Below are 17,176 nucleotides of genomic sequence, written 5' to 3'. Positions count from 1 at the left end.
CTTTGCAGATGATTTTATCGTCCGCCTCCGCCGAGCCCAGCGGCCTGCTCCTCGCCGCCCTCAGCGCCGCCGGGGCACTGGCCTATGCCGCCGCCGCCGTCTTCGCCCACCGCCGCCCCCGCACCTGGCGCGCCGTGCTGGTCCTGGCCTGGCTGCTGCACCTGGCCGCGCTGGTCGTGGACATCGGCGGCATCGGCGCCGCGCCGGTCAACGGCGGGCATGCGGCGCGCTTCGGATTCGCGCCCTCGCTGTCGATGACGATCTGGCTCATGATCGGCGTCTATCTGGTCGAGAGCCGCTTCCTGCCGTTGCCGTCCGCGCAGCGGCTGCTCAGCGTGCTGGGGCTGGTCGTCATGGGGGTGGCCTGGGCCTTCCCCGGCGAGTACCGGCCGCAGGCCGGCTCGCCGCTGGCGCCGCTGCACTGGGCGATGGGGCTGGCGTCCTACGGCCTGTGCGGCGTCGCGGTGATGCACGCGGTGATGCTCAACCGCGCCGAGCGCCAGATGCGGTCGCAGAAGGGGCAGGGCGCGCCTGCCTTCGGCACGCCGCTGCTGCGGCTCGAACGCCTGACCTTCCAGTTCGTCGGCGCCGGCGTCGTCGTGCTGTCGATCGCGCTGCTGCTCGGCGTCGCCTTCACGCCGGAATGGCGCTGGGACCACAAGACGCTGTTCGCCGTGCTCGGCTGGATCGTGCTGACCGGCCTGCTCACCGGTCGCCGCGTGTTCGGCTGGCGCGGCAAGCGCGCCACGCGCTGGCTGTACTTCGGCGCCGCATTGCTGCTGCTGTCCTATGCCGGCTCGCGCTTCGTCCTCGAAGTCGTCCTGCAGCGCCCGCCGGTCTGATCGCAGTTCGCCCGCCAATGTTCTCCTCACCGATCCTCGCGACCGCTTCACCGACTGCCTCACCGACTGCCTCACCGACTGCCCCATCGTGATCAAGCTGCTCTTCTGGATCGTCCTGCTGGCGGTGGTCGCCTTCATGCTCGGCTTCAAGCGGGGCCGGCCAGCCTCGCGCGATGCGCGTCCGCAGTCGCCGTCCGCACCGCCGGCACCGGCTCCATCGCCTGAGCTCGAATCGATGGTGAGTTGCGCCGAGTGCGGCACCCATCTGCCGGCCGGCGAGGCCGTGCCCGGTCGCGGCGGCCTGTTCTGCAGCGCGTCCCATCGCGCGGCCCACGAGGCCCGTCTCGACGCGGCCGCCGCGGAGCGCGCCCGCGGCGGCGCGTCCGGGTCCTGAGCGCCGGAGCACGCATGGCCACCCAAGAGGCCCGCGGCGCCATCAGCGCCAGCACCATCCAGCGGCTGTACCGCGCCTTCATGGGTGCGCGCGCGGCGCTCGGCCTGGCGCTGCTGGCCACGCAGTCGCTCGCCGGCCTGATGGGCGCGAGGCCCACAGGTTGGGTCGCGCTGCTGGCGCTGGTCTACGGCGTGCAGACGGTGCTCGCGTGGCTGCTGCCGCGCTGGTTCGGCGGCGGCGAGGCGCCGCCCAAGGACCGCGCCGGCCTGAGCGCGCGGCAGTTCCTGGTCAGCATCGGCGCCGACCTGATCCTGTTCACGGGCCTGCAGCTGCAGGACCCGGGCGGGCCTTACGGCGCCCTGTTCTTCATGCCGGCGCTGATGGCCGGCGCGCTGCTGCCGCGCCTGCGGGCGCTGGGTTGCGCGGCGCTGCCGAGTCTGGTGCTGCTGATGCTCTCCGGCTGGGCCGTGCTGAGCGAGCGCGACGGCGCGCTGCGCATCAGCCAGGCGGGCCTGCTGGGCTGCGGCCTGTTCGTGGTCACGTTGCTGTCCAACGAGATTGCCTCCCGCCTCGCGCGCGAAGAGCGCGCCGCACGCGGCAGCCTCGAGTACGCCCGCCAGCAGGCCGACCTGAACCGCCTGGTCCTGGAAGAGATGGAGGAGGGCGTCCTCGTCGCCGACCGTCGCGGGCTGGTGCGCACCGCCAACCCGGCGGCGCGTGCGCTGCTGGCCGAAGGCGCCGCGCTGCGTTCGGGCGCCTTCCGGCTCGACACGACGCCGGCCTGGAAGCCGCTGCTGCGCGCGATCGAGAAAGCCTTCGGCGGCGAGCAGTGGCCCGAGTCCGGCCGCGACGTGCTGCTGGAATTCGGCCGCGGCAAGCAGCGCTCGCTGCGCGTGCGCATGCGCTTCACGCAGCGGCCGGTGGACGGCGACGACCTCTGCGTGCTCTTCCTGGAAGACAACCGGATGCTCGAAGCGCGCAACCGCCAGGAGAAGCTCGCGGCGATGGGCCGGGTTTCCGCCGGCATCGCGCACGAGATCCGCAATCCGTTGACGGCCATCGCGCAGGCCAACGCGCTGATGGCCGAGGACCTCGCCGACGACCCGCGGCTGGAGCCGTTGACACGCATGGTGACCTCCAACGTCGAGCGGCTCAAGCGTCTGGTCGACGACGTCATGGAGGTCGCGCCGGGCATCGCGCCGGTCTCGCTGACGCTGGCCATCTCGCCGCTGGTGCGCGAGTACTGCGCCGACTGGGCGCTCACGCAGCGCCTGCCCGAGGGCGACGGCAGTCCGCTGCGCATCGAGATCTGGCGCGACGGCCTGCTCGTCAGCTTCGAGCCCGAGCACCTGCGCCGCGTCCTGATCAACCTGCTGGACAACGGCCTGCGCCACGCGCGGCCCGGTCCCGGCGCCCTGCGCGTGCAGGTGGCCGAGTCCGACGAGTGGGTGCGCCTGTCGGTCTTCAGTCGCGCCGAGGCCATACCGCCCGAGGTAGAGCGGCATCTCTTCGAGCCCTTCTTCTCGACCCGCAGTCGCGGATCCGGCCTCGGCCTGTACATTTGCCGCGAGCTCTGCGAACGCTACGGCGGCCGCATCAGCTACCACCGCCATGCCGCGCCCTCGGGCGGCCCGGCGGATGCCGAAGCCAATGAATTCCGCGTGCTGCTGCCGCGCCCGGCGACGCCGGCCGGCGTGCTGGCCTCGATCCCGGCCGCGGGACCCGACTCCTATTTCCCCGATACCGAACTCCATGAGCGCTGATCCCCGCCTGCTGGTCATCGACGACGAGCCCGACCTGCGCACCCTCTACGAGATGACGCTGCTGCGCGAAGGCTTCACGCTGGACAGCGCCGGCACCGTCGAGGACGCGCTGGAGCTGCTCGGCTCGCGCCGCTACGACGCCGTCATCACCGACATGCGGCTGCCCGACGGCTCCGGGCTGGACATCCTGCGCTGGCTCGAACAGAAAGGGCGCAGCGAACGCGCGCTCGTGATCACCGCCTACGGCTCCGCCGAGAACGCCGTCGAAGCGCTCAAGGCCGGCGCGTACGACTACCTGACCAAGCCCGTCGACCTGCGCCAGTTCCGCATGGTGGTCGCCTCCGCGCTCGGGCGGGCGCCCAAGGCAGAAGGTCCGGTGCCCAAGCCGTTCTCGTCGGCGCCACCGGGCTCGCTGCCGGCCGCTGGCGCGCCCGCACGCCCCGTCGCCGCAGCCCCGGCTGCCGTCGAGTCCGAGGACGACGCGTTCGCGCCGACCGCGCCCGGCACCTTCGACATGTTGCCCCCGACGGATGCGCCCCGGCCGGAGCGCCGCAGGGCGCCGCGTCCAGCGCCCCCGCTGACCGGCTCCCCGTCCGCGCTCGCGCGTCTGGTCGGCGACTCGGCGCCGATGCGCCAGGTGCGCGAACTGATCGAGAAGGTCGCGCGCAGCATGGCGCCCGTGCTGATCAACGGCGAATCCGGCACCGGCAAGGAGCTGGTCGCGCGCGCGATCCACGACGTCAGCGCGCGTCGTCCCCAACCCTTCATCGCGGTCAACTGCGGCGCGATCCCCGAGCAACTGCTGGAGGCCGAATTCTTCGGCTATCGCAAGGGCGCGTTCACCGGTGCGAGCGAGGACCGCGAGGGCTTCTTCCAGGCCGCGCAGGGCGGCACGCTCTTCCTCGACGAAATCGGCGACCTGCCGATCGCGATGCAGTCCAAGCTCCTGCGCGCGTTGCAGGAGCGTTCCGTGCGACCGGTCGGCGCTGTGGCCGAGGTGCCGGTCAACGTCCGGCTCCTCAGCGCGACGCACAAGGACCTGACCGCCGAGGTCGCGGGCGGACGGTTCCGTCAGGACTTGTATTACCGGCTCAACGTCATCCAGATCCGCGTCCCGCCGCTGCGCGAGCGCATGGAGGACCTGGCGCCGATCAGCGCGCGGATCCTGTTGCGCATCGCCGCGGATGCCGGCGTCGAGCCGGTGCCCGTGCTGACGCCGGCGGCGTTGGCGACGCTCTCGCGCTACAGCTTCCCCGGCAATGTGCGGGAGCTGGAGAACCTGCTGCATCGTGCACTGGCGCTGTCCAGCGGCGACGGCATCGACCTGGCCGATCTCGGTCTGCCCGACAGCGTGCTGGGCCTGGACGATGCGCCGACCGATGCTGCCTTCGGCGGTGTCGAGGCGATGCTGGCCGCGACCTTGCCTGCCGAGTTGGCGGGCGGTGCGTCGCTGCCGTCGGATCTCGCGGCCTATCTGGACGAGGTCGAGAAGCAGATCCTTCTGCGCGCGCTGGAGCGACATCGCAACAACCGAACGGCCGCCGGTGCGAGCCTGGGCCTCTCGCTGCGCCAGATGCGTTATCGGATGGCCCGTCTGGCCATCTCCATCGGCGGCGACGAGTCCTGACGTTTCCACCCGTCCCCCGCAACTGGGCGGTCCGAAATGTGCGCGCTCCGACCTGGAGATGCGCGCATGGCGACCATGACCCCACCGCTGGTGGCGGCTAGGGGAAGGTCCTCATCCGGACTTGTCCTACCCCCTGGGGACACCTTGCGAAGTCGTCATCGGATTGCCATCGTCGCAAGCGCAGCAACCATGGGCGTTCGCGGCGCATTCGGGCCGCCAGACCGCGTGGATCCTCGCGTTCCGCGGGGGATGCGCGAATCCATCGGGGGTGTGCGGGGTCAGGTCTTCCGGCTAGCCCAGCGGGTGGCGGGCGTCAAGGGGAGGTGACGCTACCGCTAGTTCCTTGAAGGTCCCGCAACCACTAGATATAGTGTTTTGCATGCTATCCTGCTGACTTCGCAAACACGGCGATGAATGCTCCATCAGAAGTCTTGTCCGCAGTGCCGGCCCCTCAGCCGGAGGAGCGGAATCACCAAGCCAAGGCGCATCCTCAGCATCGCGAGCACCACCTGACCCCCTGATGTTTGGCCCTTCGGAAAAGCCGGGCCGGGCGCAGCTTTTTTTGTTTTCAGACCAGAACGAGGAACCCATGCAGACTGTCGCCGCCACACCGACCGCTGAAACGGGCCTGGCGCAGACTCCCCGCGAGTCCGCCGCCGCTTCGGCCAGCTTCCCGCAGCATCAGATCATCCGCCGCAACGGCGCGGTGGTGCATTTCGAGCCCAGCAAAGTGGCGGTGGCGATGATGAAGGCGTTCCTCGCGGTGCACGGCACCAGCGGCGCCGCCTCCGCCAGCGTGCGCGAGACCGTCGACGCGCTGACCGACTCCGTGACCCGCGGCCTGCTGCGTTCGCGTCCGGCCGGCGGCACCTTCCACATCGAAGATGTGCAGGACCACGTCGAGCTGGCGCTGATGCGCGGCGGCCATCATGAAGTGGCGCGCGCCTATGTGCTGTACCGCGAGCGTCGCACGCAGGAGCGTGCCCGCCAGGGCGAGCAGCAGCAGGCCGCCGTGCTGGAGTCCGGCATCTCGGTGACCGAGAACGGCGTGCGCGTCCCGCTCGACCTGAACAAGCTGGCCGCGCTGATCTCGTCGAGCTGCGAGAACCTGGGCGCCGACGTCAAGCCGGACCCGATCCTGGCCGAGACCAAGCGCAACCTGTACGACGGCGTGCCGATCGACGAGGTCTACAAGGCCGCCATCCTGGCCGCCCGCACCCTGATCGAGAAGGATCCCGGCTACACGCGCGCCACCGCGCGTCTGCTGATGCACACGATCCGCCGCGAGATCCTGGGCGAGGACGCGACGCAGGCCGAGATGGCCACCAAGTACGCCGACTACTTCCCCGGCTTCATCAAGAAGGGCGTGCAGGCCGAGCTGCTCGACGAGAAGCTGCAGCAGTACGACCTGGTCAAGCTGGGTGCCGCGCTGAAGGCCGAACGCGACCTGCAGTTCGACTACCTCGGTCTGCAGACGCTGTTCGACCGCTACTTCCTGCACGTCGACGGCACCCGCATCGAACTGCCGCAGGCGTTCTTCATGCGCGTCGCGATGGGCCTGGCCCTGGGCGAGATCGACCGCGAAGCCCGCGCCATCGAGTTCTACGAAGTCCTGTCGACCTTCGACTTCATGAGCTCCACGCCGACGCTGTTCAATGCCGGCACGCGCCGCTCGCAGCTGTCGAGCTGCTACCTGACGACGGTGGCCGACGACCTGGACGGCATCTATGAAGCGCTGAAGGAAAACGCGCTGCTGTCGAAGTTCGCCGGCGGCCTGGGCAACGACTGGACCCCGGTCCGCGCGCTGGGTTCGCACATCAAGGGCACGAACGGCAAGTCGCAAGGCGTCGTCCCGTTCCTGAAGGTGGTCAACGACACGGCCGTCGCCGTCAACCAGGGCGGCAAGCGCAAGGGCGCCGTCTGCGCGTACCTGGAGACCTGGCATCTGGACATCGAGGAATTCCTCGAGCTGCGCAAGAACACCGGCGACGACCGCCGCCGCACCCACGACATGAACACGGCGAACTGGATTCCCGACCTGTTCATGAAGCGCGTCATCGAAGGCGGCGACTGGACGCTGTTCAGCCCGTCCACCTGCCCGGACCTGCACGACCTGTTCGGCAAGGCCTTCCAGACCGCCTATGAGGCGTACGAGGCCAAGGTCGACCGCGGCGAACTCAAGCTCTACAAGCGCATGCCGGCCCGCGACCTGTGGCGCAAGATGCTGACGATGCTGTTCGAGACCGGCCATCCCTGGATCACGTTCAAGGACGCCTGCAACGTCCGCAGCCCGCAGCAGCACGTGGGCGTGGTGCACTCGTCCAACCTGTGCACCGAGATCACGCTGAACACCAACGACAACGAGATCGCGGTCTGCAACCTGGGCTCGGTCAACCTGTCGCAGCACGTCAAGGACGGCCAGATCGACCAGGAGAAGCTGAAGAAGACGGTGTCGACGGCGATGCGCATGCTCGACAACGTCATCGACATCAACTACTACGCGGTCAAGAAGGCGCGCGATTCGAACCTGCGTCACCGTCCGGTGGGCCTGGGCATCATGGGCTTCCAGGACGCGCTGTATCAGCTGCGCGTGCCCTACGCCTCCGACGCCGCCGTCGAGTTCGCCGACCGTTCGATGGAAGCCGTCTGCTACCACGCCTACTGGGCCTCGACCGAGCTGGCCGCCGAGCGTGGCCGCTACAGCAGCTACCGCGGTTCGCTGTGGGATCGCGGCATCCTGCCGATCGACTCGCTGGACCTGCTGGCCGAAGCCCGCGGCGGCTTCGTCGACGTGGACCGTTCGTCGACGCTGGACTGGGACGCGCTGCGCGCCAAGATCGCCCGCGACGGCATGCGCAACAGCAACTGCGTGGCGATCGCGCCGACCGCGACGATCTCCAACATCATCGGCGTCGACGCGTCGATCGAGCCCTGCTTCGGCAACCTGTCGGTGAAGTCCAACCTGTCGGGCGAGTTCACCGTGGTGAACGAGCACCTGGTCCGCGACCTCAAGAAGCTGGGTCTGTGGGACGACGTGATGGTCATGGACCTCAAGCACTTCGACGGCTCGCTGCGCCGCATCGACCGCGTGCCCGAGGAACTGAAGCAGCTCTACGCGACCGCGTTCGAAGTCGACACCGTGTGGCTGGTGGAAGCCGCCGCGCGCCGTCAGAAGTGGATCGACCAGGCGCAGAGCCTGAACATCTACATGGCCGGCGCGTCGGGCAAGCGTCTGGACGACACCTACAAGCTGGCGTGGCAGCGCGGTCTGAAGACCACCTACTACCTCCGCACGATGGGCGCGACGCACGCCGAGAAGAGCACCGTGCAGAACGCCGGTCAGCTCAACTCGGTGAGCAGCGGCGGCAGCGGCGTGAGCGCCGCGCCTGCTGCGGCGGCGCCGATTTCCGTCGCGACTGTCGCTCCGATCGCCGCATCGACGGCGCCTGATCTGGGCAGCGCGACGCCGGCGACCGACGTCACGTTCTGCGCGATCGACGACCCCGGTTGCGAGGCCTGCCAGTAAATCGAAACAGGAGGTGTCGACGTCCAACGCCGACACCTCCGACGCTCGCGATGCGAGTGTTCATCGATGTTTGCGGCGATCGGCGGTTTTCTCCGCGACGTCCGCGAGCGATCGATGAACGCTTGAAGCGACGCCCCGCCGCGCTCATCAAGAGGCGCGCCGCACACGGTCCCACGCAGCGAATGCGATGCGGACCAGCAACAGCGAAGCGGCGTCAAAGTCAAGAAGTCCTTTGTGTTTGAACACAACACTCCGATAATCCGCGACCATAGGAAGACCACCATGCTGGTTTGGGAAGAAGACCGTAAACCCTCGAGCAACGCGCCGCAGTCGGGCGCATCGAACCACGCAGCGACGCAGCCCGTCGCGCGTGATGTCGCCGCCTCCGCGACGGTCTCGATGTCCTCTTCCGACTCGTCGTCGACCGATGCCGCCGAGCGCCGTGTGAACGTCGCCGACAAGCGCATCATCAACGGCCAGACCGACGTCAACCAGCTGGTCCCGTTCAAGTACAAGTGGGCGTGGGAGAAGTACCTCGCCACCTGCGCGAACCACTGGATGCCGCAGGAAGTGAACATGTCGCGCGACATCGCGCTGTGGAAGGACCCGAACGGTCTGACCGAAGACGAGCGTCGCGTGATCAAGCGCAACCTGGGCTTCTTCGTCACCGCCGATTCGCTGGCCGCCAACAACATCGTGCTGGGCACCTACCGCCACATCACGGCGCCCGAGGCCCGCCAGTTCCTGCTGCGCCAGGCCTTCGAGGAAGCGATCCACACGCACGCGTACCAGTACATCGTCGAGTCGCTGGGCCTGGACGAGAGCGAGATCTTCAACGCCTATCACGAGGTGAAGTCGATCCGCGACAAGGACGAATTCCTGATCCCGTTCATCGACGCGATCATGGATCCGAACTTCGTCACCGGCACGCCCGAGAACGACCAGACGCTGCTGAAGTCGCTGATCGTCTTCGCCTGCCTGATGGAAGGCCTGTTCTTCTACGTCGGCTTCACGCAGATCCTGGCGCTGGGTCGCCAGAACAAGATGACCGGCGCGGCCGAGCAGTACCAGTACATCCTGCGCGACGAGTCGATGCACTGCAACTTCGGCATCGACCTGATCAACCAGATCAAGCTGGAGAACCCGCACCTGTGGACGCCTGAATTCCGCGCGGAGATCAAGGCGCTGTTCCAGAAGGCCGTGGAGCTCGAGTACCGCTACGCCGAGGACACCATGCCGCGCGGCGTGCTGGGTCTGAACGCGGCCATGTTCAAGGGCTACCTGCGCTACATCGCCAACCGCCGTGCGACGCAGATCGGCCTGGAACCGCTCTTCCCGAACGAAGAGAACCCGTTCCCGTGGATGAGCGAAATGATCGACCTGAAGAAGGAACGCAACTTCTTCGAGACGAGAGTGATCGAATACCAATCGGGCGGCGCCCTGTCCTGGGACTGACGTCCCGGTGCGGAGCGACCCTCGAGCATTGTTTGTTGAAGAAGAGATCAAGATTGGCGATGCCCCCTGAGACCGACGCAGAAGCGGCTCAGACGCATCGCACCCCGATTCACCGCACCGCGGAGCGCAACTCCCGCGCGTCGTGGGCGGTGAATACCTGCACCGGCATCAACCGGTTGATGACGGGCAGGGCTATTTCCACTTGATCAAGGAGAACTGAAATGGCAACTGCGAAGAAGGCCGCTCCGGCCAAGAAGGCTCCGGCCGCGAAGAAGGCCGCTGCGAAGAAGGCTCCGGCCGCGAAGAAGGCCGCTCCGGCCAAGAAGGCTCCGGCCGCCAAGAAGGCCGCTCCGGCCAAGAAGGCTGCTGCGCCGGCGAAGAAGGTCGCTGCGAAGAAGGCAGCTCCGGCGAAGAAGGCCGCGGCTCCGAAGAAGGCGGCTGCTGCGAAGAAGGCCGCTCCGGCGAAGAAGGTTGCAGTGAAGAAGGCTGCACCGGCGAAGAAGGTCGCTGCCGCCAAGAAGGCTGCACCGGCCAAGAAGGTCGCCGCCGCCAAGAAGCCGCCCGTCAAGGCGACCGCTGCCAAGGCTGCGAAGCCCGCCGCCAAGCCGGCTGCCAAGAAGGCTGCTGCGCCCAAGAAGGCCGCTGCTCCGAAGAAGGCTGCTGCGAAGGCTGCCCCCAAGGCTGCTGCCGCTGCCAAGCCTGCTGCGAAGCCGGCTGCCAAGAAGGCTGCTGCGCCGAAGAAGGCTGCCGCCAAGCCTGCCGCTGCGCCTGCTGCGAAGCCTGCCGCTGCGCCGGCTCCTGCCGCGAAGACCGCGCTGAGCCCGCAAGCCGCGTGGCCCTTCCCGACCGGCAACAAGCCCTGAGCTTGAGCGATGACCGGGCCTTCGGGTCCGGTCCTCTCGAAACCCGGCGCAAGCCGGGTTTTTTCTTTGGTGCGTCGATCTGCGCGCAGCAAAGGCAAAGGGCGCCGAGGGCGCCCTTTTTCATGTGCGAGGTCCGTCGCGTCTGCGTCAGGGATAGAAGAGTTCGACCGAGTAGCCGCTGATCTTCTGCGTGCCGCTGTCGAAGACCACCTGCAGCTGCTGATCGTTCCCCGCCGGCAGCGCCGCGCGGCCCGCCTGCATCTCCGTCGGCGACAGCATGCGGCGCACGACGAGCACGCCGCTGGCGTCGGTCAGGCTCAGGTCCACCCACGGCTGCGCGACTTCCCAGCTGCTGCGATTGCGCAGGCTGATGCTGAAGCGGTAGTGGTTGCCCGCGCCGGCCGGATTGAGGCTGCTGCTCTCGACGCTGAGCGCCTCGATGTGCTGCCAGGGCTTGATCTCCTGACCGAGCGCCTGCGCGACGGAGACGAGCATCGGCTTCGCCTGCGGGTACTGCGCGGCGATCGCTTCGCGCGCATGCCAGAGCAGTTGAGCCATCAGTCCGAGCGCCAGCACCGTCGTCAGGCTGCCGAGCGCGAGACGCACGCCCGGACGGCCCCAGCGGCGTGCCGCTTCGGCCTGGCGCATGAAGCTCGGCAACTGGTCCGGCATCACGCTGGGCGAGCCCTGCGCGGAGGCGGCATCGGCCATCGCCGCGCGCGCGGCCATCAACTCGGATTCGGCGGCGAGCACCGTCATCGTCGTCTCGGGGCTTTCGCCCGACGCGCGTTCACTCGTCTTGCGTCTGAACGGATTCCACGAGCGGCGCGGCGGCTTGGCTGCCTTCGCCTCTTTCCTGGCTTCCTGCTTCGCGGCCTTCCTCGCCGACTTCGCCGCCTTGGCGTTGCGCTTGGCGTCCGCGATCGTGTCCTCGTCCGCCACCATCAGCGACGAGGTCGGCTCGAGCGCGGGCTCGCGGTCCGGCGTCAGTTCGTTCGCGCGCAGCTGAGCAGCCGTCGCGGGACTCAGCGCGAGCGTCACGTCCGGGCGCTCGTCGTCCTCGATCATGGGCGGCGGCAGCTCGTCTTCCTCGAAGCGCATGCCGCGAGGCTCGGGCAGATGCTCGCGCGGATCGGGCGCGGCCGGTGCGGGGGCATCGAGGAACGGCTCGCGGCGCGCTTCGAACGACGGCTCGTCGAAGCGTGAGGCCGACGCGGAGAAGCGCGCGTCGACGACGTCGTCCGTCGGCTCGCGATCCGGTGCACGGTCGGAGGGGCGATCGGCCTGGCGCTCGGGCGGGCGCTCCAGTGCGCGATCCGGCACACGACGCGGCGGCGCGAAGGGGTTCAGCGACTCGTCGTCGGCCGTCATCCAACCGCTGTCGCGCGGCGGCTGATGGTGATGGGGCGGCGGCTCCGGCGCGAAGATGGGCGGCGGTGCAAACACCGGCGCCCGTGCCGGCGCCGGTGCCGGCGGCAGGGGCGCGGGCCGGCTGGGCGCGAAGTCGCTGGGGTGAGGGGCGTAAGCCGGCGCGGGCGGCGTCGGCTCGGGCGGAGGCGGTCGGCGCTCGACCGGTGCGGGCTCGGTGGGCGCGCTCAGCGGCGGCCAGGGCGGCGGGCTGTCGCGCTCCAGGTCGAACAGCTGCTCGCGCGCATCGAAGACCTCGGCGCAGCGGCCGCAGCGGACCCAGCCCTCGGAGACGCGCAGCTGGTCCTGCACCACCCGGAAGATGGTGCCGCAGGTCGTGCAGCGGGTCGCGAGATTCATGGACGCGATGATGCCACGAAGCAGGGTCAGTCCTTGCCGCGAACACCCCCAGGTTGACACTCGGTCACCGGGTGGGCGGAGGCGGAGAACTGTCTGTTCATCGGGGTTGGCGGTCGGTCTCGGGGGAAGGGGGAACGCGGTGCGACCGTCAGGCCGCGCGTCGCGCGGTCATGAGGATCCAGCCGTCCTCGCTGTCCGCGACCTCGAGCTGGACGTGCGGCGCGTAGGCCGCCTTCAGCTCGTCGGCCTGGCGCTCGAGGATGCCGGCCAGCACCAGGTGCGCGCCGGGGCGCAGGTGGTTGCACAGCAGCGGCGCGAGCAGCTTCAGCGGCGTGGCCAGGATGTTGGCCAGCACGACCGGGTACTCGCCGCGGGCGGCGTCGGGCAACGCGGCATTCAGCGTCACGCCGTTGTCCTTGGCGTTGTGTGTGGAGGCGATCAGCGCGGCAGGGTCGATGTCGACGGCGTCGATGGCTTTCGCGCCGAACAGGCCCGCGGCGATCGCCAGGATGCCCGAGCCGCAGCCGTAGTCGAGCACGCGGTCCCAGCCGGCCGCCTCGGCGCCATGGCCGGCGATCCAGCGCAGGCACATGCGCGTCGTCGGATGCGTGCCGGTGCCGAAGGCCAGGCCCGGGTCCAGCCGCATCACCTGCTTCGCCTGCGCGGGCGCCTCGTGCCACGACGGCACGATCCAGAACTCCGGCGTGATCTCGACCGGCGCGAACTGCGACTGCGTCAGCCGCACCCAGTCCTGCTGCGCGATCGTCTGGATCGATTGGACGTGCACGTCCTCGGCCCAGTCCTGCGCGAGCAGCAGCGTCGCCGCCTCGGTCGCCTCCTCCTCGGTGGCGAACAGCGCCTTCACCACCGAACGATCCCAGCCCGCGCGCGGCGCCGGCATGCCGGGCTCGCCGAACAACGCGCGCTCGGCGGGCGTGTCGGCGTCGGCGTCTTCGACCGACACGGCCAGCGACTCCACTTCCATCAGCGCGTCGCTGACGGTCTCGACGTCCTCTTCGCGGCAGATGAGCACGAGCTCGTGCAGCAGGGGATCGTTGGCGTGGTCTTCGCCGTGGTCTTCGCTCATAGCGGCTCCGGGACTTCGGTGGACTTCTGAAATGGAGAAGCCCTCAAGGCGGACTCGCGTCCACGCCTGAGGGCCTCGGTATTGTCGCTTAGGGCGAGATCAACGCTTGTGCGCAGCCATCCATTGCTCGAGGTAATGGATGTCGGTGCCGCCTTCGATGAACTTCGCATCGGCCATCAGCTCGCGGTGCAGCGGGATGTTGGTCTGGATGCCTTCGATCACTGTCTCCGACAGGGCGATCCGCATGCGGGCCAGGGCCTGCTCGCGGGTGTCGCCGTGGACGATGATCTTGCCGATCATCGAGTCGTAGTTCGGCGGCACGAAGTAGTTGGTGTACGCGTGCGAGTCCACGCGCACGCCGGGGCCGCCCGGCGGGTGCCACATCGTGATGCGGCCCGGCGACGGGATGAACTTGACCGGATCTTCCGCGTTGATGCGGCATTCGATCGAGTGGCCGCGCATCGTGATGTTGCGCTGCGTGAAGGGCAGCTTCTCGCCGGCGGCGATGCGGATCTGCATCTGCACGATGTCGATGCCGGTCACCAGCTCCGTCACCGGATGCTCGACCTGCACGCGGGTGTTCATCTCGATGAAGTAGAACTCGCCGTCCTCGTACAGGAACTCGAAGGTGCCCGCGCCGCGGTAGCCCATCTTCTTGCAGGCGGCCGCGCAGCGGTCGCCCACGCGCTCGATCAGGCGGCGCGGGATGCCCGGCGCCGGCGCCTCCTCGATGATCTTCTGGTGGCGGCGCTGCATCGAGCAGTCGCGCTCGCCCAGCCAGACGGCGTTCTTCTGTCCGTCGGCCAGCACCTGGATCTCCACGTGACGCGGATGCTCCAGGAACTTCTCCATGTAGACCTGCGGGTTGCCGAAGGCCGCGGCCGCTTCGGCCTTGGTCATCTGCACCGCGTTGACCAGGGCGGCCTCGGTGTGGACCACGCGCATGCCGCGTCCGCCGCCGCCGCCGGCCGCCTTGATGATGACCGGGTAGCCGATCGCGCGGGCGATGCGGACGATCTCCTTCGGGTCGTCCGGCAGGGCGCCCTCGGAGCCGGGCACGCAGGGCACGCCGGCCTTGATCATGGCCTGCTTGGCCGAGACCTTGTCGCCCATGGTCCGGATGTTCTCCGGGGTCGGGCCGATGAAGGTGAAGCCGCTGCGCTCGACGCGCTCGGCGAAGTCGGCGTTCTCCGACAGGAAGCCGTAGCCGGGGTGGATCGCTTCGGCGTCGGTGACTTCGGCCGTCGCGATGATGGCCGGCATCGACAGGTAGCTCTGCGCGGACGGCGCGGGGCCGATGCAGACGGCCTCGTCGGCCAGCTTCACGTACTTCGCGTCGCGGTCCGCTTCCGAATACACGACGACCGACTTCACGCCCAGCTCGCGACACGCGCGCTGGATGCGAAGGGCGATCTCGCCGCGATTCGCGATGAGGATCTTCTTGAACATCTGGGGACCGCCTTACTCGATGACGATCAGCGACTGGCCGAATTCCACCGGCTGGCCGTTCTCGACCAGGATCTTGACGATCGTGCCGGACTTGTCGGCCTCGATCTCGTTCATGATCTTCATCGCCTCGATGATGCAGATGGCGTCGCCTTCCTTGACCTGCTGGCCGACCTCGGCGAAGGCCTTGGCGTTCGGGCTGGAGGCGCGGTAGAAGGTGCCGACCATCGGCGACTTCACGATGTGGCCGGTCTCGGCGGCCGGGGCGGGCGCGGCGACCGGCGCCGCAGCGGCCGGGGCGGGCTGCGCGGCGGCCGGCTGGGCGGCCACCTGCGGCGCGGCTTGCATCATGGGCATGGCGGCCACGAGGGGCTGGCCATCGGACTTGACGATGCGCACCTTGCCGTCGGCTTCGGTGATTTCAAGTTCAGAAATGTTCGACTCGGACACGAGGTCGATCAGGGTCTTGAGCTTGCGCAAATCCATAAGAACTCTCCAACGGGGATCGGTGATCGGGGTGATCTTCGGTGATGTCTTCCGGCCCGCGACGACGTCGACGGACCGCGGCGCTCAGGTGGACGAGGCTGGCCGGCTCAATTGCTGAATCGCGAACTGCAGCGCCAGCCGGTAACCGGTTGGACCCAAGCCGCAGATCACGCCCTCCGCGAGTGCCGACAGGTAGCTGTGATGCCTGAACGACTCGCGCTTGTGGATGTTGGACAGGTGCACCTCGACGAACGGCAGCGCCACCGCCGCCAGCGCATCGCGGATCGCGACGCTGGTGTGGGTGTAGGCCGCCGGATTGATCAGGATGAAGCGCGTTCCATCGCGACCCGCCGCCTGAATGCGGTCCACCAGCGCACCTTCGTGGTTGCTCTGATAGCTCTCCAGAGCTACGCCGGCTTCCTGCGCGATCTGGCGAAGATCTGTATCGATCTCCGCCAAAGTGGTCGCGCCATACACCCCAGGCTCGCGGGTGCCGAGCAGGTTGAGGTTGGGGCCGTGTAGTACCAGGACTTGCATTCAGCGACCGGTCCCGCCAATTAGAGCGAAGACACTAGAAGCGTAAAAGGGTGGACTTTACGCGTTTTGAGACCAGATCCCGGCAGCAACCCAAAAATAAACCGCTTGACCGGTCTGGGGGCGACCGCTATGGCCGCGGACCGCCGCTTCTAGGGGTTGACCCGCAGTCAGGCTTTGCTGGCGCGCGCCATGGCGCGCAGTTCCTCGAGATTCGTCGCCCCCAGTTTGCGCCAGATCGGTTCGCCTTGAGGACCGAAGGCGACGGTAAAGGGCAGGCCGCCCTTGGCGTTGCCCAGGGTCTTGGACAGGTCGGTCCCGGTCAGCCCGGCCAGCGCGACCGGGAACTTCAGCGGGATCTTCTCCAGAAATCCGCGCACCGGCGTCGGCGCGTCCACCGCCAGACCGAGCACCTGCCAGCCTTGCGCGCTGAACTCGTCGTGGAACTGGTTGATCTCGGGCAGCTCCTTGACGCAGGGCGCACACCAGGTCGCCCAGAAATTCAGCAGCAGCGGCTTGCCGCGCAGGTGGGCGGCGGGCTGGAAAGTCTGCTGGTCGAGGGTGTCGAAGCTGGCATTCCAGAACGCCGCCGCTTCCGCCGACAGCGGACCGGCGGGTGTGTTGCCGCCGGCGCCTCCGGCGGCCTGCTTTTCATGATGCAGGGCGAGATAGGTGCCCGCCCCCGCGGCCACCAGGCCCGCGGCGCCCAAACCCAGAACAGCACGTCGTTGCATTCAATCGTCCTTCGAATTCATCAGTTGGCGCAGCGCGGCGAGGTCGCCGCGTTCGGTCCGGCCGCGCGAGTCCGGCTTGAGCCCGCCGCGCAGGTCGTCATGGTCCAGGATGGTCAGGGCGATCGCGACGCGTTCGTTCAGCGCGCGGCAGGGCGCGTCGATGATCAACTGGTCCACGGTGGCGCCCTTCGCGTTGCGCGACTGGCCGACGTCGAAATCGATGCCCTGGTTCAGCAGCGCGATCTCCGTCGATTTGCTGTCATCGCAATACAGCTGCAGGTGGATGGGCGACAGCCGCGTCGCGGTGCCGCGCCAGACGGCGCCGGTCAGGTGAGGGCGGAACTCGGCCAGGCGCTCCATCCAGACGGCGGCCAGCTCCCGCAGCGCCTGAAGTTCGGCGGGCTGGGTGTCGGCGCAGAAGATGTCCAGGTACTCGCGGACCTGGTCTTCCAGCTCGTCGTTGTTGGGCAGGGCCGTGCGGGACGACAGCCCCAGCACTTTCAGCGCGCGGGACTTGGCGGGGCCGTATTCCAGGCCTTCTTCCACCACCAGCCGGGCGGCGGTGGCGGCGATCTCTTGGGTCAGTTCGGATGTCATGGCGGGATCCCTCTCCCTCTGCCGGCCCGGGTCGGGCGGTCCGGAGGGCGCCTCA

At 68.5% G+C, this 17,176-nt stretch carries 14 protein-coding genes; 7 read left to right on the top strand and 7 right to left on the bottom strand.

The window, feature by feature from the left end:
• Positions 1-8 precede the first annotated feature (8 nt).
• The 7 genes from ACQZ13_RS25590 to ACQZ13_RS25560 all read left to right on the top strand — a co-directional run bounded on the left by ACQZ13_RS25590 (position 9) and on the right by ACQZ13_RS25560 (position 10,470).
• Complete coding sequence (locus ACQZ13_RS25590) at positions 9-842, top strand: cytochrome C assembly family protein (RefSeq protein WP_431048671.1); 834 nt, start codon at positions 9-11, stop codon at positions 840-842.
• A gap of 88 nt (positions 843-930) precedes the next feature.
• Positions 931-1,236, top strand: a complete 306-nt coding sequence (locus ACQZ13_RS25585; protein ID WP_431048670.1) for a PP0621 family protein — start codon at positions 931-933, stop codon at positions 1,234-1,236.
• Positions 1,237-1,250: 14 nt separating this feature from the next.
• The gene (locus ACQZ13_RS25580) at positions 1,251-2,999 is read left to right on the top strand and encodes a sensor histidine kinase (RefSeq protein WP_431048669.1); all 1,749 of its coding nucleotides are present in this window, start codon (positions 1,251-1,253) and stop codon (positions 2,997-2,999) included.
• On the top strand, positions 2,989-4,626 hold the full coding sequence (locus ACQZ13_RS25575; RefSeq protein WP_431048668.1) for a sigma-54-dependent transcriptional regulator: 1,638 nt from the start codon (positions 2,989-2,991) through the stop codon (positions 4,624-4,626). The genes ACQZ13_RS25580 and ACQZ13_RS25575 overlap by 11 nt, the downstream gene beginning before the upstream one ends.
• A 589-nt stretch (positions 4,627-5,215) precedes the next feature.
• Entirely contained in the window at positions 5,216-8,152 is a 2,937-nt protein-coding gene (locus ACQZ13_RS25570; protein WP_431048667.1) for a ribonucleoside-diphosphate reductase subunit alpha, read from the top strand.
• Between the two features lie 282 nt (positions 8,153-8,434).
• Positions 8,435-9,607, top strand: coding sequence for a ribonucleotide-diphosphate reductase subunit beta (locus ACQZ13_RS25565; protein WP_431048666.1), 1,173 nt, complete (start codon positions 8,435-8,437; stop codon positions 9,605-9,607).
• Positions 9,608-9,828: 221 nt separating this feature from the next.
• Positions 9,829-10,470 (top strand): histone, encoded by a 642-nt coding sequence (locus ACQZ13_RS25560; RefSeq protein WP_431048665.1) that lies wholly within the window; start codon positions 9,829-9,831, stop codon positions 10,468-10,470.
• 147 nt (positions 10,471-10,617) lie between these two features.
• On the opposite strand, the gene ACQZ13_RS25555 is transcribed toward ACQZ13_RS25560, so the two are convergent.
• From ACQZ13_RS25555 to ACQZ13_RS25525, 7 genes are all read right to left on the bottom strand, one after another.
• The gene (locus tag ACQZ13_RS25555; protein ID WP_431048664.1) at positions 10,618-12,237 is read right to left on the bottom strand and encodes a zinc-ribbon and DUF3426 domain-containing protein; all 1,620 of its coding nucleotides are present in this window, start codon (positions 12,235-12,237) and stop codon (positions 10,618-10,620) included.
• Between the two features lie 148 nt (positions 12,238-12,385).
• On the bottom strand, positions 12,386-13,282 hold the full coding sequence (prmA, locus tag ACQZ13_RS25550; protein ID WP_431053386.1) for a 50S ribosomal protein L11 methyltransferase: 897 nt from the start codon (positions 13,280-13,282) through the stop codon (positions 12,386-12,388).
• Between the two features lie 141 nt (positions 13,283-13,423).
• A complete protein-coding gene (gene accC / locus ACQZ13_RS25545) occupies positions 13,424-14,773 on the bottom strand; it encodes an acetyl-CoA carboxylase biotin carboxylase subunit (protein WP_088406404.1) in 1,350 nt (449 codons plus the stop codon).
• 12 nt (positions 14,774-14,785) lie between these two features.
• Positions 14,786-15,256 (bottom strand): acetyl-CoA carboxylase biotin carboxyl carrier protein, encoded by a 471-nt coding sequence (gene accB, locus ACQZ13_RS25540; RefSeq protein ID WP_088406403.1) that lies wholly within the window; start codon positions 15,254-15,256, stop codon positions 14,786-14,788.
• A gap of 84 nt (positions 15,257-15,340) precedes the next feature.
• Complete coding sequence (aroQ, locus tag ACQZ13_RS25535) at positions 15,341-15,793, bottom strand: type II 3-dehydroquinate dehydratase (RefSeq protein ID WP_088406402.1); 453 nt, start codon at positions 15,791-15,793, stop codon at positions 15,341-15,343.
• Positions 15,794-15,960: 167 nt separating this feature from the next.
• Entirely contained in the window at positions 15,961-16,524 is a 564-nt protein-coding gene (locus tag ACQZ13_RS25530; RefSeq protein ID WP_431048663.1) for a TlpA family protein disulfide reductase, read from the bottom strand.
• Entirely contained in the window at positions 16,525-17,121 is a 597-nt protein-coding gene (locus ACQZ13_RS25525; protein ID WP_431048662.1) for a hypothetical protein, read from the bottom strand.
• Between the last annotated feature and the right edge of the window lie 55 nt (positions 17,122-17,176).

This window comes from Roseateles sp. L2-2 (assembly GCF_050613215.1).
Taxonomy (GTDB): domain Bacteria; phylum Pseudomonadota; class Gammaproteobacteria; order Burkholderiales; family Burkholderiaceae_C; genus Roseateles; species Roseateles noduli.
This window is presented reverse-complemented; position numbering and strand designations above follow the sequence as displayed.

Coding starts and splice junctions, on each gene's coding strand:
- ACQZ13_RS25565 (WP_431048666.1), top strand. CDS start 8,435: ATGCTGGTTTGGGAAGAAGACCGTAAACCCTCGAGCAACGCGCCGCAG.
- ACQZ13_RS25555 (WP_431048664.1), bottom strand. CDS start 12,237: ATGAATCTCGCGACCCGCTGCACGACCTGCGGCACCATCTTCCGGGTG.
- ACQZ13_RS25570 (WP_431048667.1), top strand. CDS start 5,216: ATGCAGACTGTCGCCGCCACACCGACCGCTGAAACGGGCCTGGCGCAG.
- ACQZ13_RS25525 (WP_431048662.1), bottom strand. CDS start 17,121: ATGACATCCGAACTGACCCAAGAGATCGCCGCCACCGCCGCCCGGCTG.
- ACQZ13_RS25590 (WP_431048671.1), top strand. CDS start 9: ATGATTTTATCGTCCGCCTCCGCCGAGCCCAGCGGCCTGCTCCTCGCC.
- ACQZ13_RS25560 (WP_431048665.1), top strand. CDS start 9,829: ATGGCAACTGCGAAGAAGGCCGCTCCGGCCAAGAAGGCTCCGGCCGCG.
- ACQZ13_RS25530 (WP_431048663.1), bottom strand. CDS start 16,524: ATGCAACGACGTGCTGTTCTGGGTTTGGGCGCCGCGGGCCTGGTGGCC.
- ACQZ13_RS25575 (WP_431048668.1), top strand. CDS start 2,989: ATGAGCGCTGATCCCCGCCTGCTGGTCATCGACGACGAGCCCGACCTG.
- accC (WP_088406404.1), bottom strand. CDS start 14,773: ATGTTCAAGAAGATCCTCATCGCGAATCGCGGCGAGATCGCCCTTCGC.
- aroQ (WP_088406402.1), bottom strand. CDS start 15,793: ATGCAAGTCCTGGTACTACACGGCCCCAACCTCAACCTGCTCGGCACC.
- accB (WP_088406403.1), bottom strand. CDS start 15,256: ATGGATTTGCGCAAGCTCAAGACCCTGATCGACCTCGTGTCCGAGTCG.
- ACQZ13_RS25580 (WP_431048669.1), top strand. CDS start 1,251: ATGGCCACCCAAGAGGCCCGCGGCGCCATCAGCGCCAGCACCATCCAG.